The sequence below is a fragment of the Aliidiomarina quisquiliarum genome, assembly GCF_023922585.1.
GTDB classification, from domain to species: Bacteria; Pseudomonadota; Gammaproteobacteria; order Enterobacterales; family Alteromonadaceae; genus Aliidiomarina; species Aliidiomarina quisquiliarum.
In genome coordinates, this window is record NZ_JAMFTN010000021.1 from 299,025 (window position 1) to 317,075 (window position 18,051).

The 18,051-nt window shown below is 50.9% G+C and carries 19 protein-coding genes; 16 read left to right on the forward strand and 3 right to left on the reverse strand.

The genetic code is table 11. The features are described from left to right. Positions 1-22: 22 nt before the first annotated feature. A complete protein-coding gene (locus tag M1L23_RS09385; RefSeq protein ID WP_252627086.1) occupies positions 23-271 on the reverse strand; it encodes an EscU/YscU/HrcU family type III secretion system export apparatus switch protein in 249 nt (82 codons plus the stop codon). Next, on the reverse strand, positions 268-1,314 hold the full coding sequence (gene fliK, locus M1L23_RS09390; RefSeq protein ID WP_252627087.1) for a flagellar hook-length control protein FliK: 1,047 nt from the start codon (positions 1,312-1,314) through the stop codon (positions 268-270). The genes M1L23_RS09385 and fliK overlap by 4 nt, the downstream gene beginning before the upstream one ends. Before the next feature lie 123 nt (positions 1,315-1,437). On the opposite strand from fliK, the gene ccmA reads away from it, so the two are divergent. Genes ccmA through M1L23_RS09445 form a run of 11 tightly spaced genes read left to right on the forward strand, consistent with a single transcriptional unit; the run spans position 1,438 to position 10,400 of the window. Beyond that, positions 1,438-2,067, forward strand: a complete 630-nt coding sequence (gene ccmA, locus M1L23_RS09395) for a cytochrome c biogenesis heme-transporting ATPase CcmA (RefSeq protein WP_252627089.1) — start codon at positions 1,438-1,440, stop codon at positions 2,065-2,067. Next, complete coding sequence (ccmB, locus tag M1L23_RS09400; protein ID WP_252627090.1) at positions 2,067-2,753, forward strand: heme exporter protein CcmB; 687 nt, start codon at positions 2,067-2,069, stop codon at positions 2,751-2,753. The genes ccmA and ccmB overlap by 1 nt, the downstream gene beginning before the upstream one ends. Before the next feature lies 1 nt (position 2,754). Further along, the gene (locus M1L23_RS09405) at positions 2,755-3,510 is read left to right on the forward strand and encodes a heme ABC transporter permease (RefSeq protein WP_252627091.1); all 756 of its coding nucleotides are present in this window, start codon (positions 2,755-2,757) and stop codon (positions 3,508-3,510) included. Then, positions 3,510-3,734 carry a heme exporter protein CcmD gene (ccmD, locus tag M1L23_RS09410; RefSeq protein WP_252627092.1) on the forward strand — a complete coding sequence of 75 codons (225 nt, stop codon included), beginning with the start codon at positions 3,510-3,512 and terminating at the stop codon, positions 3,732-3,734. The genes M1L23_RS09405 and ccmD overlap by 1 nt, the downstream gene beginning before the upstream one ends. Further along, on the forward strand, positions 3,731-4,240 hold the full coding sequence (gene ccmE / locus M1L23_RS09415; protein ID WP_252627095.1) for a cytochrome c maturation protein CcmE: 510 nt from the start codon (positions 3,731-3,733) through the stop codon (positions 4,238-4,240). The genes ccmD and ccmE overlap by 4 nt, the downstream gene beginning before the upstream one ends. Positions 4,241-4,242: 2 nt before the next feature. Beyond that, complete coding sequence (locus tag M1L23_RS09420) at positions 4,243-6,228, forward strand: heme lyase CcmF/NrfE family subunit (RefSeq protein WP_252627096.1); 1,986 nt, start codon at positions 4,243-4,245, stop codon at positions 6,226-6,228. Next, positions 6,225-6,773, forward strand: coding sequence for a DsbE family thiol:disulfide interchange protein (locus M1L23_RS09425; protein ID WP_252627097.1), 549 nt, complete (start codon positions 6,225-6,227; stop codon positions 6,771-6,773). The genes M1L23_RS09420 and M1L23_RS09425 overlap by 4 nt, the downstream gene beginning before the upstream one ends. A 15-nt stretch (positions 6,774-6,788) precedes the next feature. After that, positions 6,789-7,265: a cytochrome c-type biogenesis protein gene (locus tag M1L23_RS09430; protein WP_252627098.1), complete on the forward strand. Its 477-nt coding sequence runs from the start codon at positions 6,789-6,791 to the stop codon at positions 7,263-7,265. A gap of 3 nt (positions 7,266-7,268) precedes the next feature. Then, a complete protein-coding gene (gene ccmI / locus M1L23_RS09435; RefSeq protein ID WP_252627099.1) occupies positions 7,269-8,468 on the forward strand; it encodes a c-type cytochrome biogenesis protein CcmI in 1,200 nt (399 codons plus the stop codon). After that, positions 8,465-9,361 (forward strand): MlaA family lipoprotein, encoded by an 897-nt coding sequence (locus M1L23_RS09440; RefSeq protein WP_252627100.1) that lies wholly within the window; start codon positions 8,465-8,467, stop codon positions 9,359-9,361. Before ccmI ends, M1L23_RS09440 begins: the two co-directional genes overlap by 4 nt. Positions 9,362-9,416: 55 nt before the next feature. Further along, positions 9,417-10,400 carry a response regulator gene (locus M1L23_RS09445; RefSeq protein ID WP_252627101.1) on the forward strand — a complete coding sequence of 328 codons (984 nt, stop codon included), beginning with the start codon at positions 9,417-9,419 and terminating at the stop codon, positions 10,398-10,400. Here M1L23_RS09445 and M1L23_RS09450 read toward each other — a convergent pair. Further along, the gene (locus tag M1L23_RS09450) at positions 10,378-10,776 is read right to left on the reverse strand and encodes a DUF6170 family protein (RefSeq protein WP_252627103.1); all 399 of its coding nucleotides are present in this window, start codon (positions 10,774-10,776) and stop codon (positions 10,378-10,380) included. The genes M1L23_RS09445 and M1L23_RS09450 overlap by 23 nt on opposite strands. 208 nt (positions 10,777-10,984) lie before the next feature. Between M1L23_RS09450 and M1L23_RS09455 the strand changes: the two genes are divergently transcribed. The 5 genes from M1L23_RS09455 to M1L23_RS09475 all read left to right on the forward strand — a co-directional run bounded on the left by M1L23_RS09455 (position 10,985) and on the right by M1L23_RS09475 (position 17,737). Beyond that, on the forward strand, positions 10,985-12,397 hold the full coding sequence (locus M1L23_RS09455; RefSeq protein ID WP_252627108.1) for a BCCT family transporter: 1,413 nt from the start codon (positions 10,985-10,987) through the stop codon (positions 12,395-12,397). 12 nt (positions 12,398-12,409) lie between these two features. After that, positions 12,410-14,269: a DUF294 nucleotidyltransferase-like domain-containing protein gene (locus M1L23_RS09460; RefSeq protein WP_252627109.1), complete on the forward strand. Its 1,860-nt coding sequence runs from the start codon at positions 12,410-12,412 to the stop codon at positions 14,267-14,269. Between the two features lie 3 nt (positions 14,270-14,272). After that, positions 14,273-15,040, forward strand: coding sequence for a 3'-5' exonuclease (locus M1L23_RS09465; RefSeq protein WP_252627112.1), 768 nt, complete (start codon positions 14,273-14,275; stop codon positions 15,038-15,040). A 1,313-nt stretch (positions 15,041-16,353) separates the two neighbouring features. After that, positions 16,354-16,596, forward strand: coding sequence for a helix-turn-helix domain-containing protein (locus M1L23_RS09470; RefSeq protein ID WP_252627113.1), 243 nt, complete (start codon positions 16,354-16,356; stop codon positions 16,594-16,596). After that, entirely contained in the window at positions 16,586-17,737 is a 1,152-nt protein-coding gene (locus M1L23_RS09475; protein WP_252627114.1) for a type II toxin-antitoxin system HipA family toxin, read from the forward strand. Before M1L23_RS09470 ends, M1L23_RS09475 begins: the two co-directional genes overlap by 11 nt. Positions 17,738-18,051: the final 314 nt, after the last annotated feature.

The following is an 18,051-nucleotide window of genomic DNA, read 5'->3' on the forward strand; positions in this document are numbered from 1 at the left end:
CGGGTTGGTTCTGACCCCATCATTAAGCTTTTAGGTTAAGCCAGGTGGCGAAGGCGATAAGTTCGGCAATAATAACGTACAGGTCGCGGGGAATTTCGTCGCCCACGTTTAGTTTGGCAAGAAAGTTAGCCAGTTCCGGATCTTCATGCACTAACACCCCAGCCTCTTTGGCGGCAGCAATAATCTCTTCTGCTAAACCATCAAAGCCCCGCGACACCACTTTTGGCGCATCATTGCCGTCATATTTCAGGCCAATGGCTTTTTTACTCATACTTTCACTCGAATCAGCTGGTTAGGATCAGGCGCCAGGCTGGCAGGAATACGGCCGGTTTGTACGTCTAAGCTGTGCACATGAATGTTTTTAGCCACTAATTGATTCTGCAATCGCTGTACCTTGCCGGTTAACCAGCGGCTGGCGGCATCGTTATCCGTGTACAGCATAATGGCGGCTTTCTCGCCGTTCCAGCGCACCCGCGCTAAAATAGGCCCAATGCGGGTAATTTGTAGTCGCATCGACAGTACCCACACCTCTTCCGGCTGCTCTTTGTCCCGTTGTTGTTGGCGTTTTTGCAGCAATAATTCAATTAAGCGCGCCTCTTCCCCCACCTGCCAGGGCAAGGTTAAAAAATAATCAGGCTCATTTCGCGTTGCCGTGTCGGCGTACAACACTTGGCTCATGCGCACATGTTGCAAGGCTCCTTGCAAGTCACGCAATAACTGGCTCATAGCCGTACCCATGGCAGCCGTTTGGCCGGCCCCACCAAATAATTGGCCTAAAGCTTGGGCTAAATTTGGCGTGGCTTTATTGCCGGTGGCGGTTTGTGGGCGTAATAGTAACAACAACAGCGGTAAGGCCTGTTGCAACCAAAGGGCATTTGTTTGCGAACTACTCTGGGCACTGGCTTGGGCCCCAAGCAAGCCCGGCGACAATAAGGCCGCCGCAGGGTTCAAGCCAAACCAAGCACTCACTAAAGCTGGGGTTACACTAGGTTGCGCCCCAGAACCCGCAGCTTGGCCAAGGGCTTGGCTTAACACCTGAGTCATTAACGCCCGCACATTGGGCGCCACATCTGGGTGGTCACGCATGGTCGATAGGCTTTGTAATAGTTGGGCCGGCGACTGGGCTTGAGCAATAATTTGGCGCAGGGCAGGGGGAATTTGCAACGACAAACTCGGCCCGCCAAAGGGCAATTTCCCATAGGTATTTGCCGCGCTACTGGCCTGGGCAGCGCTAGTGTTCAGTAAGCTACTAGGCGGTGCTTGCAGCAATTGGCGCAGCAGCGACTGAGTTTGAGAAGAGGTTAACTTGTCCATAAGTGCACTATACCCGTATGCGAGCGTGCCGCAATAGGTCATTGATATCGGCCAGTTTAAGTCGCAGAGCCAGTGGTATTTATGATAACATACGGGCCATTTAGTTTTGCTGTTCGAGGGGCTATGACAAGTCTGTTAGAAGCCAAAGGCATCCGCTCTATTCGAGGTGAACGAACTTTGTTCAACCAGCTCGATCTGTGCGTAAAAACCGGCGAATTATGGCAAGTGCAAGGTCCAAATGGCGCTGGCAAGTCCAGCTTTTTGCGTATTGTGGCCGGGTTACTGCCAGCACAAGCGGGCGAAGTGCGCTTTCGTGGCGAGCTTATTCAAACTATCCGCAGCCAATATCATAGTAACTTACTCTTTATCGGCCATAAGGCGGCAGTTAAGCCTGAGCTAACCGCTATCGAAAATCTCGAGTACTACGCAGCTATCCAAGGCCAGCCATTAACTGCGGCGCCCTACGAATTACTCGAGCGCGTTGGTTTAGTGGGCTTAGAAGACATTCCCGCCCAGCGCCTATCGGCGGGCCAGCAGCGGCGCATCGCGTTAGCCCGATTATGGTTAAGCAGTGCCAACTTATGGATTCTCGACGAGCCCTTTACGTCGCTCGACGTCAGCGGTATCGCCATGTTGCACGAACGTTTTAGCTGGCAACTAGCCCGCGGCGGCTCGGTGTTACTTACCTCGCATCAGCCCCTCGACAATATTCCCGTGCAAGTGAATATGTTAAACTTGGAGTATCAACATTAATGGCAAGTGAGTTAAGTGTTGGCAGCCAAGTACGGGCATTAATGCGGCGCGAATTTCGAGTGGCCATGCGGCAGCGCAGCGATTTAATGAACCCAATTTTGTTTTTGCTGGTGGTGGTCACTTTATTTCCCTTAGGCGTTGGCCCCGAGCCCGCCACCTTAGCCCGCATTGCCCCCGGTGTTATTTGGGTGTCGGCGTTGTTGTCAGCTTTATTAGGGCTCGAGCGGTTGTTTCGCGACGACTTTAGCGACGGCGCGCTAGAGCAAATGTTACTTATGCCCATGGCCGTTGAATGGGCAGTACTGGCGAAAATAATTATGCACTGGCTGCTTACAGCGGTGCCATTACTTATTTTAGCGCCCTTATTGGCGCTGTTACTGAACTTACCCAAGGAAGCTTGGGGCACACTTTGGCTGTCGTTACTGCTAGGTACTCCGGTACTAAGTAGTGTAGGGGCCATTGGCGTAGCACTTACGGTTAGCCTCAATAAAGGCGGCGCGCTGTTAAGTTTACTATTATTACCACTGCTGATTCCGCTGCTTATTTTTGCCACGGCAGCTGTGGAAACCGCGGCCACAGGCTTATCGCCCGCTGGCCCTTTGGCGCTAATGGCCGCTATTACAGTGTTAGCCTTGGTTTTATCACCTTATGCTGTGCATGCAGCTTTACGAGTGAGTGTAAATTAATATGTGGCGATGGTTACACCCTTATGCAAAACCGGAAGCAACCTACCGGTTAAATAAAAAATTACTACCCTGGTTCGCTATTCCCGGCGTGGTTATCTTAACCATCGGCATGATTTGGGGCTTAGCCTTTGCGCCGCCCGATTACCAACAGGGCGAAAGTTACCGCATTATTTTTGTTCATGTGCCTTCCGCTTTTTGGGCTATGGGCTTTTATATGGGCATGGCTATTGCCGCCTTAAGCGCCGTGGTATGGCAAATTCGCACCGCCGAATGGGCTATTTTAGCTATCGCTCCGGTGGGCGCAGTGCTGACCTTAATCTCCTTGTTTACCGGCGCCGTATGGGGCAAACCCATGTGGGGCACCTGGTGGGAATGGGACGCGCGCTTAACCGCCCAGCTTATTTTATTCTTCCTTTATTTAGGCGTTATGGCCCTTTATGCGGCCTTTGAAGACGAGCGCACCGGCGCCAAAGCCGCAGGCATATTGGCCCTTATCGGGGTTATTAACATTCCCATTATTCATTATTCAGTGTACTGGTGGAACACGCTGCATCAGCAGTCCACCATTACCCAAGCTATTACCCGGTTTGAAAAACCAAGCATGGCGCCGGAAATGCTGTGGCCATTATTGGTCAGTATTCTCGGTTTCCTACTGGTTTCCAGCGCTTTAGTTATCTTGCGGTTAAACAACGAAATACTTAAGCGCGAAGTGCGCCGTCCCTGGGCTCAAACCTTACTGTTAAAGGAGAACCGCTAATGTACTTCGACAGTTTCAGCGCCTTTATTCACATGGGTGGCTACGGCGTATACGTCTGGTCGTCTATGTTTGTTACTTTTTTCGGCCTCGGGGCATTAGCCCTTGAAGCCAGTTGGGCCCGACGCAAAATCACCCAAGAAGCCCGTGCCCAACAAGCCCGAGCCGAACGAATTCAGCGCGCCAAAAGCGCCTCAACACAGCAACAAAGTGGCCAGCCATCATGAACCCTAGACGTAAAAAAAGACTCGCCGTAATCGGTAGTATCGTTGGTGCGGTAGCCATAGCCACCGCCTTGGTGCTTTACGCCTTATCGCAAAATATCGACTTGTTCTATACTCCTAGTGAAATTGTTGAAGGCAAGGGCAGCGAACAGACCTTACCGGAAATAGGCCAACGCCTTCGGGTTGGCGGCTTAGTGGTACCGGGCACCGTTGAACGCCTTGGCGACAGCCTACACGTGGCCTTTCGCTTAGTGGGCAGCGGCGAAGCAGAAGTTATCGTGGAATACGAAGGCGTATTACCCGACTTATTTCGCGAAGGCCAAGGCATTGTGGCGCAGGGCGTGTTAGTTGCCCCTAATCGCATTGTGGCCACGGAAGTACTAGCCCGCCACGACGAAGAATATATGCCACCGGCCTTAGCCAAAGAGCTAAAAGGTATCGAGCATGTGCCTCCTTCGCAAAGCGGTTATGGTCAAAGCGACTACAAGAATAACAAAGGCGGTAACTAATCATGATCGCTGAATTAGGTCACTTTGCTTTAGCCTTAGCCTTTGCGTTCTCGCTAATGCTCGCTATTGTTCCGCTGGTAGGCGCATACCGCGGGCATGGCGGTTACATGGCCTTAGCCAGACCGCTTACCTACGGCATGTTTATTTTCACGCTCATCTCCTATATCGCACTTACCTGGGCGTTTTTAGTCGGCGACTTCTCGCTTATTTATGTGGCAAATAACTCCAGCTCAGTGTTGCCTTGGTATTACCGCATAACCGCCGTTTGGGGCTCGCACGAAGGCTCCTTCTTACTGTGGATGCTGGTGCAAGCGGGTTGGGCCGCTGCCTTAGCGCTGTATTCAACTCGCTTACCCCTTACTTTTGCCGCTCGAGTACTGGCAGTTATGGGTATTATTGGTGTTGGCTTCTATTTGTTTATGTTGCTTACCTCCAATCCATTTGATCGAACTTTGTCCTATGTCATGCCAATGATTCCTATCGACGGCCGCGACATGAACCCCTTATTACAAGACCCCGGCATGATCATTCACCCACCGTTGTTGTACTTCGGTTATGTGGGCCTGTCGGTGGCGTTCTCTTTTGCTATTGCCGCACTTATGGGCGGTCGGCTCGACTCGGCTTGGGCCCGGTGGTCACGACCCTGGACCCTCGCCGCTTGGATCTTTCTTACCCTCGGCATCATGGTGGGCAGCTGGTGGGCCTACTACGAGCTCGGTTGGGGCGGTTGGTGGTTCTGGGACCCGGTTGAAAACGCTAGCTTTATGCCTTGGCTTATCGCAACTGCACTGATTCATTCGCTGGCAGTAACGGAAAAGCGCGGCACCTTTAAGTCATGGACAGTCCTCCTCGCCATTTCAGGCTTTAGTTTAAGTTTACTGGGCACCTTTTTGGTGCGCTCCGGGGTATTAGTGTCGGTGCATTCCTTTGCCGCCGACCCCAAGCGGGGCTTATTCTTACTCGCTTTCCTAACGGTGGTTATTGTTGCCTCCCTGTTGTTATATGCCCTGCGGGCGTCAAAAGTAGTTAGTCATACCCGTTACGAACTGTTCTCCCGTGAAGTAATGTTGCTGGGTAATAATATTCTGCTGGTTACCGCCACCATGGTGGTATTGCTTGGCACCTTATTGCCCTTAGTGCACCAGCAGCTTGGGCTTGGCTCGGTTTCTATTGGCGAGCCGTTCTTTAATACGGTGTTCTTCTGGCTAGTTATTCCGTTCGTGGTGCTAATAGGTATAGCACCAATGGTGCGCTGGCGCAGGCAGTCAATGGCTGAACTTATTAAGCCTTTACTACTGGCTTTATTCCTAGCCGTGGCGGTTGGTTTTGCTCTACCCTTGGTGTTCGCAAATCATGTGTCGGGCATGGCGGTTATTGGCTTAATTATGGCAGCGTGGATCACCATTACCACGGTGCAAGAGCTGCGCTTACGTATCGCTAATCGCGAGCACAAACTACCGGCGCTGGTAAAACTTGGCCGTAGCCATTGGGGCATGGTGCTCGGGCATGTGGGTTTTGCCGTGGTTATCATTGGTATTGCCTTGGTGCAAAACTACGAAGTTGAGCGCACGGTGCGCATGGCGCCTGGCGACACCTTTGTGCAAGAGCCATACAGTTTTACTTTCCAAAGCTTAAAGCACCGGGAAGGCTCGAACTGGATCAGCGACGCGGCGGTGTTTGAAATTTCCCGCAACAATAAAGTTATTGGCACGGTGCTCAGCGAAAAGCGTTTTTATACCATTCAACGCCAAGTACAAACTAAAACCGCGTTGCAAGTGAACCCGCTGCGCGACCTATATATTGCCATGGGCGAAGAGCTCGGCGACGGTAGCTGGGCGGTGCGTATTCAAATTAAGCCCTTCGTACGCTGGATCTGGTTTGGTGGGGTGTTAATGGCCATTGCAGGTTTATTGTCCATAAGCGACAAACGCTACCGCATTAAACGCAAGCCCTTAGTGGCGGCGCAAGCCAAGGAGGCCAAAGCATGAACAGTAAACTGCGTTTGTTAGTGTTTCTAACGCCCATGCTGTTGTTTATTGGCTTAGGTGGGTTTTTGCTCACGGGGCTGTTTTCCGACCCCACCGAGCTCGACTCGGCGCTGATAGGTAAGCCGGTACCAAACTTTGAGCTGCCCGACTTATACAACCCCGATCGGACCCACACGCAAAGTATTATTGGTGGTAAGCCCATGCTCATAAATGTGTGGGCCACCTGGTGCCCAACCTGCTACCAAGAGCATTCGTTTTTAAATGAATTGTTAGCAACCAAAGACATTTACATTATTGGGCTAAACTACAAAGACGACAGCCGTGCGGCCGCTATGAACTGGCTGCAAGATTTGGGCGACCCGTACCAAATCAATTTATTCGACTTTAGTGGTTTGCTCGCCTTGGACTTAGGCGTGTACGGCGCGCCAGAAACCTTTGTGGTGGACTCGAAGGGCATTATTCGCTATCGCCATGTGGGCGACTTAAATGCACGGGTATGGCGAGAAAAAGTAGGCCCGGTTTATTACAGTTTGTTTGACCAATAAAAGGCAGGTAAAGCAATGAGAATACTGGCTTTTGTATTGTCGATACTAGTTTCCATAAGCATCTTGGGTGCGGTACAGGCGCAAGGGGAATTTTACGCCTTTGAAACGGCGGCCCAAGAGCGTCTGTATAATAAATTAAGCAAAGAGCTGCGTTGTCCGAAGTGTCAAAACCAGTCTATTTCCGACTCCGACGCGCCGCTGGCAGAAGACATGCGTAAAAAAGTCCATGAAATGGTACTTGCAGGCGCAAGTTACAACGAAGTGGTTGATTTTATGAAGGCCCGTTATGGCGACTTTGTGCATTACCGGCCGCCAGTAAACGCCAGCACTATTATACTTTGGGTTGGGCCGCTATTAGTGGCGCTGATTGGTATGCTGTTTATTTTCGGCTTAGTACGGGGCCAGAAAAAAGGCGACGTGGTGCTTACGGCCGACGAAGAAGCTAAGCTCGCCGCTGCTTTAAACAAGCACTCGCAAAAGGGAAGTAACTAATTTATGTGGTATGTGGCTTTATGTGTTCTGGCGTTACTTGCGGTGGCCATTTTATTGTTGGCCAAGCGGCAACAGCTGTCAACCTTGTCAACCTTGCAAGCGAATAAGTCGGTGTATGAATCGCGCTTATTAGAGCTCGAGGAAGATCGTAAACAAGACTTATTAACCGACAAAGACTTAGCCAACGCTCAGCGCGAGCTGAAAAAAGCCTTTGTTACCGACGTGCACGATCCCGACGAACAAGTCAGCATGAAACCTGCGTCTATTAGCTGGGTTATTGCCGTGGTGGTTATTAGTGCGCTGGGGTTATATTTATGGGCTGGATCGTGGCAGCAACAGCGCCTGGCAGATCACGCCTTAGCGCAGCTGGAAGAGCGCAGCCAGCGGTTGCTGAACGACAGTTCAGGGCAAATTGAACCGGAAGAAATGATGCTGTTTGCGCTTGGTTTACGCCAGCGCTTGGGCGAAAAACCAAATGCCAGCGCTTGGAGCCTGTACGGGCGAATTATGCTGCAATTAGGCCAGCTCGACGAAGGTATAGAAGCTTTTGAGCAGTCGCAGCGGTTAGAGCCAAAGAATATTTCCAACCTCATGTATTATTCCCAGTCATTAATTATGTCTGGTAGCGACAACGACTTAGCCCGGGCGGCGGGTTTTGTGCGCACTATTTTAGAAGAAGATCGCGGCAACGTCGACGCACTCGCCTTACTTGGCGTAATTGCCTACGAGCGTGGCGACTATGAACGGGCGGTGCAAGCCTGGGAGCTTACGCTACAGTTATTAAACGACGGTGATCCTCGCCTGCTTGCGCTGGAAAAATCCTTAGCCGACGCCAAAGCTCGCGCCGACGGCTCGGTGTTAGCTTTAACGGTGAATGTGAATATCAGCGAGCAGCTGCGCAACGAAATACCCTTTGGTGCCACCTTGTTTGTGTTTGTTCGTGATCCAGACGGCGGCCGCGCGCCAATTGCCGTGGTGCGTCAAGTCGTTGCCGACTTCCCTGTTACAGTCACGCTTACCGACGCCGATGCCTTAATGACAGCAACGGGCTTGTCCGACGCTAGTAACTGGCTGGTGGGGGCGCGCTTAACCCGTAGCGGCACCATTGAAATGGAAATAGGCGACATGGAAGCCCGCCCGGTAGTGGTTGAAGCAGGCCCTGGCCTAAATGTTGAGCTACGCTTAACGGAGATGCGTCAATGACACGAACACCGCCCTGGTGGCTGGGGCTTGCCTTAACCACCATGCTTATACTAACGGTGACTGGCTGTGCAACAGCTCCTGAGCCGATAGCAACTGACAGCGAACAAGGCACAGAGCCCGACTTCGACTTTAGCGACGCCCGCGACCCGTTTGAAGACTTTAACCGTAAGTTATGGGACTGGAACCGAGAAACCCTCGACCCCATGATTCTACTCCCTTTGGCCAACACCTACGAAAAAGTACCCTCGGGCTTTCGGCAAAGTATTTATAGTTTTACCGACAACTTAAACGAGCCGGTGAACTTTATTAACAACGTATTACAGCTGAAAATGCGCGACGCGGGCATTAGTATTACCCGTTTTGCAATGAACAGCTCGTTAGGTTTTTTAGGTTTTTTCGACGTGGCCACAAGCGTGGGTATTACCGAGCAAAAAGAGTCCTTCGGTGAAACCTTAGCAACCTATGGGGTGCCGCAAGGGCCTTATATTATGTTGCCCGGCATTGGTCCTACGGTGGCAATCGACCGTGGTGGCGACCTTGCCGACAGTGTGCTGTGGCCGAATCTTATTTATGGCTGGCACATTACCGTGGCCAAATATGTACTCCGTGGGTTGTCGCAACGTATTGAATTAAAACAACTTGAGCCTATGCTCGAAAACTCCATCGACGAATATAGTTTTGTGCGTGAAGCCTACTTTTCTTACTGGCTAGACAAAGTGTTCGACGGTAATGTGCCTGCCGACAGCATGTGGGACGACCCCTGGGATAGCGACTGGGACGACGAATGGAAAGACGAATGGGACGACCAAGACGGTTTTAATCCCAGCGCAGCAGTGGAATATAATTCCCAGAGTTGGCAACAAATTAAGCGCGAATTTACTGCGCCACATTGACGAAAGCGGATCTCTGGTCAATGCTCAAAGCTAGCGACTGCAACGGAGAAGTTGAATGTCGGCATGCAAAGTTTTAGTTATTGAAGACGATGCTATCTTTGGTGGTATCGTCGAAACCTATCTTACCAAGCTAGGCTATCAGGTTACTTTAGCCACCGACGGCGAAACCGGCTTGGCGCTTTGCGCGCTAGAAAAGCCCGACGTGGTAATATGCGATCTGATCTTACCGAACCTGTCGGGTTTAGAGGTGCTCGAGCAGCTTATTCAGGCTACGGAAAGCATTCCGGTTATTGTTATTTCTGCCTCAGAGCGCATGTCCGACATTCGCGACGCAGTGCAATTAGGGGCCAGCGACTATTTAATTAAGCCCCTGCAACAGTTAGCCACCCTCGACCAAGCCATTCAAAATTGCCTAACCGTTAGCAGCCTTGAAGACGCCTGGGAGCGCGAGCGCTGGGAGCTCGATAACCATATCGACGTGTTGTTTCGCGACGACCATTTAATTGACAGTTTAGTTGGCGAATTTACCCCGCAAGACCAGCTCAACCTACCCATGTGCGACATTAGCCATACGGTGAACGCCAACGCAGAGTCGCAAGTGTTGGTGGTGTACCAACGCTTTCCAAACCACGGCGCCTTTGTGCTCATTGCAAAATCACAAGCCGCTACCGGGCAAGATATTATTGCTTTATTGGTGCTGAAAAGTTTATTGAACCCGTATTTGCGCCAAGGCTTTAGCTCGAAAATGGGAATATTACGCACGCCGCAGCGGTTGCTGGAATTATTAAACCAAGAATTGTGTCATTCGCGCATTCGCTCCGCCTTCGACGTGGCAGGGCTATGGGTCGACGGCGTAACGGGGGATTTAAGCTGGGCCCACTGTGGCGACAAAGTGGTTATTAATACCGCCAGCCGGCCCGATTTAGCTATTGGTATTTGGGCGCAGGCCAGTTTCACTGGGCATCGGGGCAAGCTAGGTAGCCAGCCCTTTACCATGACCGCCCAGGGCGCTTCAGTTAGCTTGACCCCGCGTCGTTAGTGCTGTCGCCATCGCTGTTCGACAGCGGGCTATGATCGCGATCTTTAGGCGTAGGCTCTTGCCGAGCAAAGGCTTTATTGTCTGCCCGGCGGGCAATTTCGTCGCCAATATAGGGTAGGGCAAGGTTCAAGGTTACCGGCATTAACAGCAATGGATACAACAACCCCGCCGCCAGTAAGCTCACTACCTTCCAAATAATACCGGGCACAAACAACAAGGCCCAAAACAAGCCAATTAATAGCAATAACTTCAGCGCCACCGCCACTGCACGCCGACCGTAAGGCATGCTTTTGGCCGCAGCTTGAATAATCTCAACCCGCTCAGCAGCCGTAAAAGGTTGCAACACCTCAATGTTTTTTGAAGAAAAATAAACCATATATAACTCCACAGGCAATCAATGCGCTTATCTTACAACACTTTCAGGTAATTGTGGGGTCATAATTGTGGGGTCAGAAGCAAGCTGCTACAACCCGCATAACGCCACAAAGTTGGCGGTGAAGTTGGTTCTGACCCCAGTATTAATTTTTTCATTGGGGTGTGAATTTGCTAGGATAAGAACTAACAGTACATAAAAAGGAATGTCAATGGCGCAGCCAGACAGCGAGAACGAGTCGATTAAACCCGACGGCGAAGCAAAACTAATTAATACAGACTATCAAATCGGGCAAGACAATATTGCATTCAAAGTGGGCCCTTTTAGCCTCGACATTCACAACCGCGTGTTCCTCATTTCAGGTTTAATGGTCATTGTTTTCGTGGCCATCACCTTATTCTTCAAGGCGGAAGCCGAGCCAGTTTTTACCAGCACCCGTAATTGGTTAACGTCGAACCTAGACTGGTTCTTTATGGTCGCCACCAATATTTTCGTGCTGCTGGCCATTGGCTTAATTATTTCGTCTTTAGGCCGAGTGCGTATTGGTGGCACGGAAGCCTGTCCCGATTTTTCCTACCTCAGCTGGTTTGCCATGTTGTTTGCGGCGGGTATGGGCATTGGCTTAATGTTTTACGGTGTTTCCGAGCCCCTCACGCATTTCACCGCGGCCTATGAAGGCACCAGCGCGGCACCTCTGGCCGGGGCTGAAGGCGACGCCTTAGCGGCACGGCGGTTAGGTATGGCGGCTACCATTTATCACTGGGCGCTGCACCCTTGGGCTACTTATGCCATTTTGGCGCTGGGTTTGGCTATTTTCTCCTACAATAAAGGCTTGCCACTAACGGTTCGCTCCATTTTCTACCCAATCTTGGGCGAGCGCATTTGGGGCTGGCCAGGGCATGTTATTGATATTTTAGCCGTGCTGGCTACCTTATTTGGCCTGGCTACCTCGCTCGGCTTTTGGGCCTCACAAGCGGCCGCGGGTATGAATTACCTGTTCGGCACCCCAGAAGGGGTGGGCATGAAAGTGCTGCTCATTGTCGCTATTACCATGATTGCCTTAGTGTCGGTTATGGCTGGCTTGAATGCCGGGGTAAAACGCCTGTCAGAAATTAACCTCGGGTTAGCAGCCTTGCTTATGCTGTTTGTCATTATTGTTGGCCCAACGCTGGCTATTGTTACGGGCTTTTTCGGCAATATTTACGCCTACATAACGGCCTTGCCGGCCTTAGCGAACCCTATTGGCCGCACCGACACCAGCTATATGCATGGTTGGAGCACCTTTTATTGGGCCTGGTGGATTTCTTGGTCACCCTTTGTCGGTATTGTGTTGGTGGTTATCTTTTTCGTAACCTCGTCCGACTCAGGCTCATTGGTTATCGACACCATTGCCGCTGGCGGCAAAGTGAATGCACCAACACCACAACGGGTGTTTTGGTGTACATTTGAAGGGGTGGTGGCCATCGTGCTTATGCTCGGTGGTGGCTTAGTGGCACTGCAGGCCATGGCGGTTTCTACCGGCTTTCCCTTTGCCATTGTGCTGTTGGTTAGCTGTGTGTCGCTGGTCAAAGGCCTCATGGAAGAGCCACGGCCAAAAGCAGCCCGAAAGCTGAAAAAGTCTTAAGGAGCAAGTTACATGCAAGCTGAACATTTGGAAGTGCTCGACTTTCTTCGTCCTTACCCGCCCTTTCGCGAGTTGCCCGACGAAGAGCTAGAACGTTTAGCTGCGGTGGTTGAAGTGGGTTATTTTAAGCACGGCAGCCAAATACTCGAATATAATCAGCATGTGAAAGACTTACATGTGGTGCGCAGCGGTGCCGTGGAAGTACTCACCCGCACCGGCGAACTGCATAACCGGCTTAGTGAAGGTGGGTTTTTTGGCGAAGGCGGGCTGCTGCGTAATGGCCGCGTGCGTTACCCGGTTACGGCGCTAGAAGACTCGCTTATTTACTTTATTCCCGGTAAAGAATTCAGCCGCTTATACGACGAATACGAAGAATTTGCCGACGCGGTAGAAATTGAAGATCGCGAACGCCTTAAGCGCACGGTGTCCCGTACCCGTAAAGCCAGCGATTTAATGACCGCCACTATTGCCAGCCTCGTTTCGCGCGAGCCAGTTACCATTAGTTGCAACAACACGGTGCGCGAAGCGGCCGAGCTCATGACCGCAGAAGACATTTCGTCACTGCTGGTACACAACAACAACGCCGACTTGCCAGTAGGTATTATTACCGACAAAGATCTGCGCCGCCGAGTGCTGGCGGTGGGCTTAAGCGACCAAACACCCGTGTCAGACATCATGACCGAAGGTTTGGTGTTTGTTGAATCGCACCAGCGCATTTTCGAAGCCATGCTAATTATGCTGCGCCGCAACGTGCGCCATTTACCAGTGGTGAACAAAAAGAAAACCATTGGCGTGCTGTCAATTTCCGATCTGGTACATTACGAATCGAAAAGCAGCCTGTTTGTGGTTAGTAATATTTTCAAACAAAACACCGTCGAAGAATTGGTTTGTTTGGTAGACGACGTGCGTGGTAGCTTTATTCGCTTGGTGGAAGAAGACGCCAACTCGCGCATGATCGGCTCAGCCATGGCGGTTATCGGCCGTAGTTTTAAGCAGCGCCTGCTGGAACTGGCAGAAGAAAAACTGGGCCCAGCGCCGGTGCCTTATTGTTTTCTAGCCCTTGGGTCTATGGCTCGTGGCGAACAGCTTATTGTTACCGACCAAGACAACGCCTTGGTGCTTAGCGACCGCTTTGTGCCCGAGCTGCACGACGACTATTTCCGCGAGCTAGCGCAATTTGTCTGCGACGGCCTCGACGCCTGTGGTTACCCCTATTGCACAGGCAATATTATGGCCACTAACTTGCAGTGGCGCCAACCGCTGGCGAAATGGAAGAAGTATTTCAGCGATTGGATCGACAATCCGTGCCCAGAAAGCTTGCTGCACAGTTCGATATTTTTCGATTTAGAAGGAGTGTGGGGTCGTACCGACTACGCCGACATGCTCAACGATTTAATTCGTAAGCGGGCTAAGCGCAGTAAACGTTTCTTAGCTTGTATGGCGCGCAATGCCTTAAATCGTACGCCACCACTGGGTTTCTTTAAAAGCTTTGTGATGGAAAAAGACGGTAAACACAATAACTCAATTAACACCAAACGCCGTGGCACTGCGCCCTTGGCCGATTTAATTCGGGTGCATGCGCTGGCGGTGGGCTCGAAGCGGCGCAATAGTTTTGCTCGTTTAGAAGACATTCACGAAGCCAATATTTTGCCTAAAGGCCGCGCGGCCGACTTGCGCGACGCGCTGGAATTTATTTCCATGGTGCGCATTCGCCATCAGGCCTTGGCGCTGCAACGGGGCGACGAGCCTAATAACAACGTCGCACCCGACGAGCTGTCAGATTTCGAGCGTAATAACCTTAAAGACGCCTTCCAAATACTGAGCAATTCGCAGAAGTTTTTACGCTTTCAGTACCCAATGGGGCTCAGCTAACGCATGTTTTATTTAGATAAAGACAAAGTAAAGCCCCATGTGTGCGAGGGCGAGCTCGACGAAGAACTGCTGGAAAGCATTAACGACTGGCGTGGGCGCTACGAAGAATTAGAGCGTAAAGCCCGCGACCCGCGGTTGAAGCGATTTTATGCTGCGGGCATTGCCAGTGCCGAAACACCGATTCGCGACGTGCCCTTATTGTCGCTCGACTTTGAAACCACCGGCCTTGATCCCGCCCGCCACGGTATCGTTAGCGTTGGCTGCATGCCCATGACTCTGTCGCGTATTAACCATAGTGTGGCCAAGTTTTGGGTAACCAAACCACGCCGGGCTTTATTAGACAGCTCAGTGGTTATTCACGGTATTACCCACACACAAATAGAAAACGCGCCCGATTTCAATGACATCGTCGACGAATTACTAGAAGAAATGGCCGGGCGGGTTATGGTGGTGCATTACCGTGGTATCGAGCGGGCGTTTTTCCACGAAGCCTTGAAAAACCGCCTGGGCGAAGGCATCGAATTTCCGGTTATCGACACCATGGAACTTGAAGCACGCCTGCACCGTTACCAAAGCCGCTCCATTTGGCGTCGTTTTCGCGGCGTCAGGCCCGTTTCCATACGCCTCGCCGACTCGCGCAAACGCTACAATTTACCCTGGTACCGCCCCCACGACGCCGTCATCGACGCCCTCAGCGCCGCCGAATTACTCCAAGCCCAAATCGCCCACCATTACAGCCCCGAAACCCCCATACACGATTTGTGGGTGTAGCACATGCCCTACGGGCATGGCGATAAACGGACATAACGCGGTAATAGAAACATCGTAGGTCATGCATTGCATGACGCCGCTCGGTGGTTAACGTTCACACCCACACAGCAGGCAGTGCCTGCCCTACGGGCATGGCGATAAACGGACATAGCGCGGTAATAGAAATATCGTAGGTCATGCAATGCATGACGCCGCTCGGTGGTTAACGTTCACACCCACACAGCAGGCAGTGCCTGCCCTACGGGCATGGCGATAAACGGACATAACGCGGCAATAGAAACATCGTAGGTCATGCATTGCATGACGCCGCTCGGTGGTTAACGTTCACACCCACACAGCAGGCAATGCCTGCCCTACGGGCATGGCGATAAACGGACATAACGCGGCAATAGAAACATCGTAGGTCATGCATTGCATGACGCCGCACGGTGGTTAACGAATAACAACAACCAATGGATTAACGGCAGGCAATGCCATGCCCTACGTATACGGTGGCACCGTAGGTCATGCATTGCATGACGCCGCTCGGTGGTTAACGTTCACACCCACACAGCAGGCAGTGCCTGCCCTACGAACATGTCGATAAACGGACATAACGCGGTAATAGAAACACCGTAGGTCATGCATTGCATGACGCCGCTCGGTGGTTAACGTTCACACCCACACAGCAGGCAATGCCTGCCCTACGGGCATGGCGATAAACGGACATAACGCGGTAATAGAAACATCGTAGGTCATGCATTGCATGACGCCGCTCGGTGGTTAACGTTCACATCCACAGCAGGCAATGCCTGCCCTACGAACATGTCGATAAACGGACATAACGCGGTAATAGAAACATCGTAGGTCATGCATTGCATGACGCCGCTCGGTGGTTAACGTTCACACCCACACAGCAGGCAGTGCCTGCCCTACGGGCATGGCGATAAACGGACATAACGCGGTAATAGAAACATCGTAGGTCATGCATTGCATGACGCCGCTCGGTGGTTAACGTTCACACCCACACAGCAGGCAGTGCCTGCCCTACGGGCATGGCGATAAACGGACATAACGCGGTAATAGAAATATCGTAGGTCATGCATTGCATGACGCCGCTCGGTGGTTAACGTTCACACCCACACAGCAGGCAGTGCCTGCCCTACGGGCATGGCGATAAACGGACATAACGCGGTAATAGAAACATCGTAGGTCATGCATTGCATGACGCCGCTCGCCACTGGTGTTTTTATCAGCAATAAAGTTGATCGAGTGTACAAAATATCCTACATTATCTCTAAATACATGAAAAATGTTTAATATATTGGACGCCTATGGATTTCTACTCACTAGCTCAAAAAGTGCAAAGCTTACGAAAAGAACAAAATATAACGCAGGCACAAATGGCCGAGCATTTAAAAATATCACGATCCACACTCAGTGCATTTGAAACTGGGCGTGCTACAGATATTGGACTAAAAAAGGTACTCGCAATGCTTGATTATTTGGGTTACGAATTAAGTTTGCGTGAGCAATCGCCATTCCCAACTTTTGAAGAGCTCCTCGATGCCCAATAAATTAAGTGTGTTAGTAAGCCAACAAGCCGCAGGAACATTGCTACAAGAACATGGCAGCTGTGTATTCAGTTATAACAACACGGCAACTGCAGAGCAGTTTGTTTCACTTACTATGCCTGTAAGAGCTCGCGACTATGTGCATACGCAGTTGCATCCTATTTTTGAAATGCACTTACCAGAAGGTTACTTGTTAGCGTTGATAAAGCGGCATTTTAGCAAGTTAATTGCTGCAAATGACTTTGGTTTACTGCAATTAATGTCCGTTGGCATTCGAGGCAGGTTGCAATATCAAGAAACTATTAATAATAAGCCGCCTTTAACCCTTGATGAGCTGCTATATCCTGAAAACCAGAAGCTTTTTGATGAACTAGTACAGCGTTTTGCATTGCAGTCCGCGGTGAGTGGGGTACAACCGAAAGTATTAGCGCAAGTATTAAATAAAGCCACCCTCAAACTTGAGAACTACATTGTTAAGGCATGGGGGCCTGAATATCCACAGTTGGCATTAAATGAATACTGGTGTATGCGAGTTTTACAAGAAGCAGGTGTGCCCGTACCGGAGTTTTACTTGTCGAATGATGCCGCTCTTTTTATTATGAAACGCTTTGATATTACTGACACGGGCGATTTTTTAGGCTTCGAAGACATAGGGGTACTACAAGCGCGCGGTCGAGAGCAAAAATATGAAGGTAGCTATGAACAAATGATAAAAACCATTTCCTCATTTGTATCTCCGCAACATAAAAATGATGCTATGCATTCTTTTTTTAAAATGATGGTGATAAATCAAACGTTACAAAACGGAGATGCTCACTTGAAAAATTTCGGGGTCTTGTACACCAACATCAATAACATTTGGCTCGCCCCTGCTTATGATGTTATTAGTACGACTGCTTATATATGGAATGATAGTGCTGCCTTGACACTAATGGGCAGTCGTAAGTGGTGGTCGCGAAAACATCTAATTAAATTTGGTGTTAACAGTTGCGGCTTGAGTACAAAACAAGCGAACGAGTTGTACGATGAGTGTGAAGCTGCACAAGAAAGCGTAGCTAAACAAATAGAAAAACATATAGTTGAAGTAACTAATAGCGATCAGCGCAAAATATTAGAGCACCTGTTATCACTATTAAAACAGTAGAACCAAGCACCGCCGTACGTCGCACGGTGGTTAACGTTCACACCCACACGGCAGGCAATGCCTGCCCTACGAATATGCCGGCCCCGTAGGTACGGCACCGCCGTACGTCGCACGGTGGTTAACGTTCACACCCACACAGCAGGCAATGCCTGCCCTACGAATATGTCGGCCCCGTAGGTACGGCACCGCCGTACGCCGCACGGTGGTTAACGTTCACACCCACACGGCAGGCGATGCCTGTCCTACGAATATGTCGGCCCCGTAGGTACGGCACCGCCGTACGCCGCACGGTGGTTAACGTTCACACCCACACA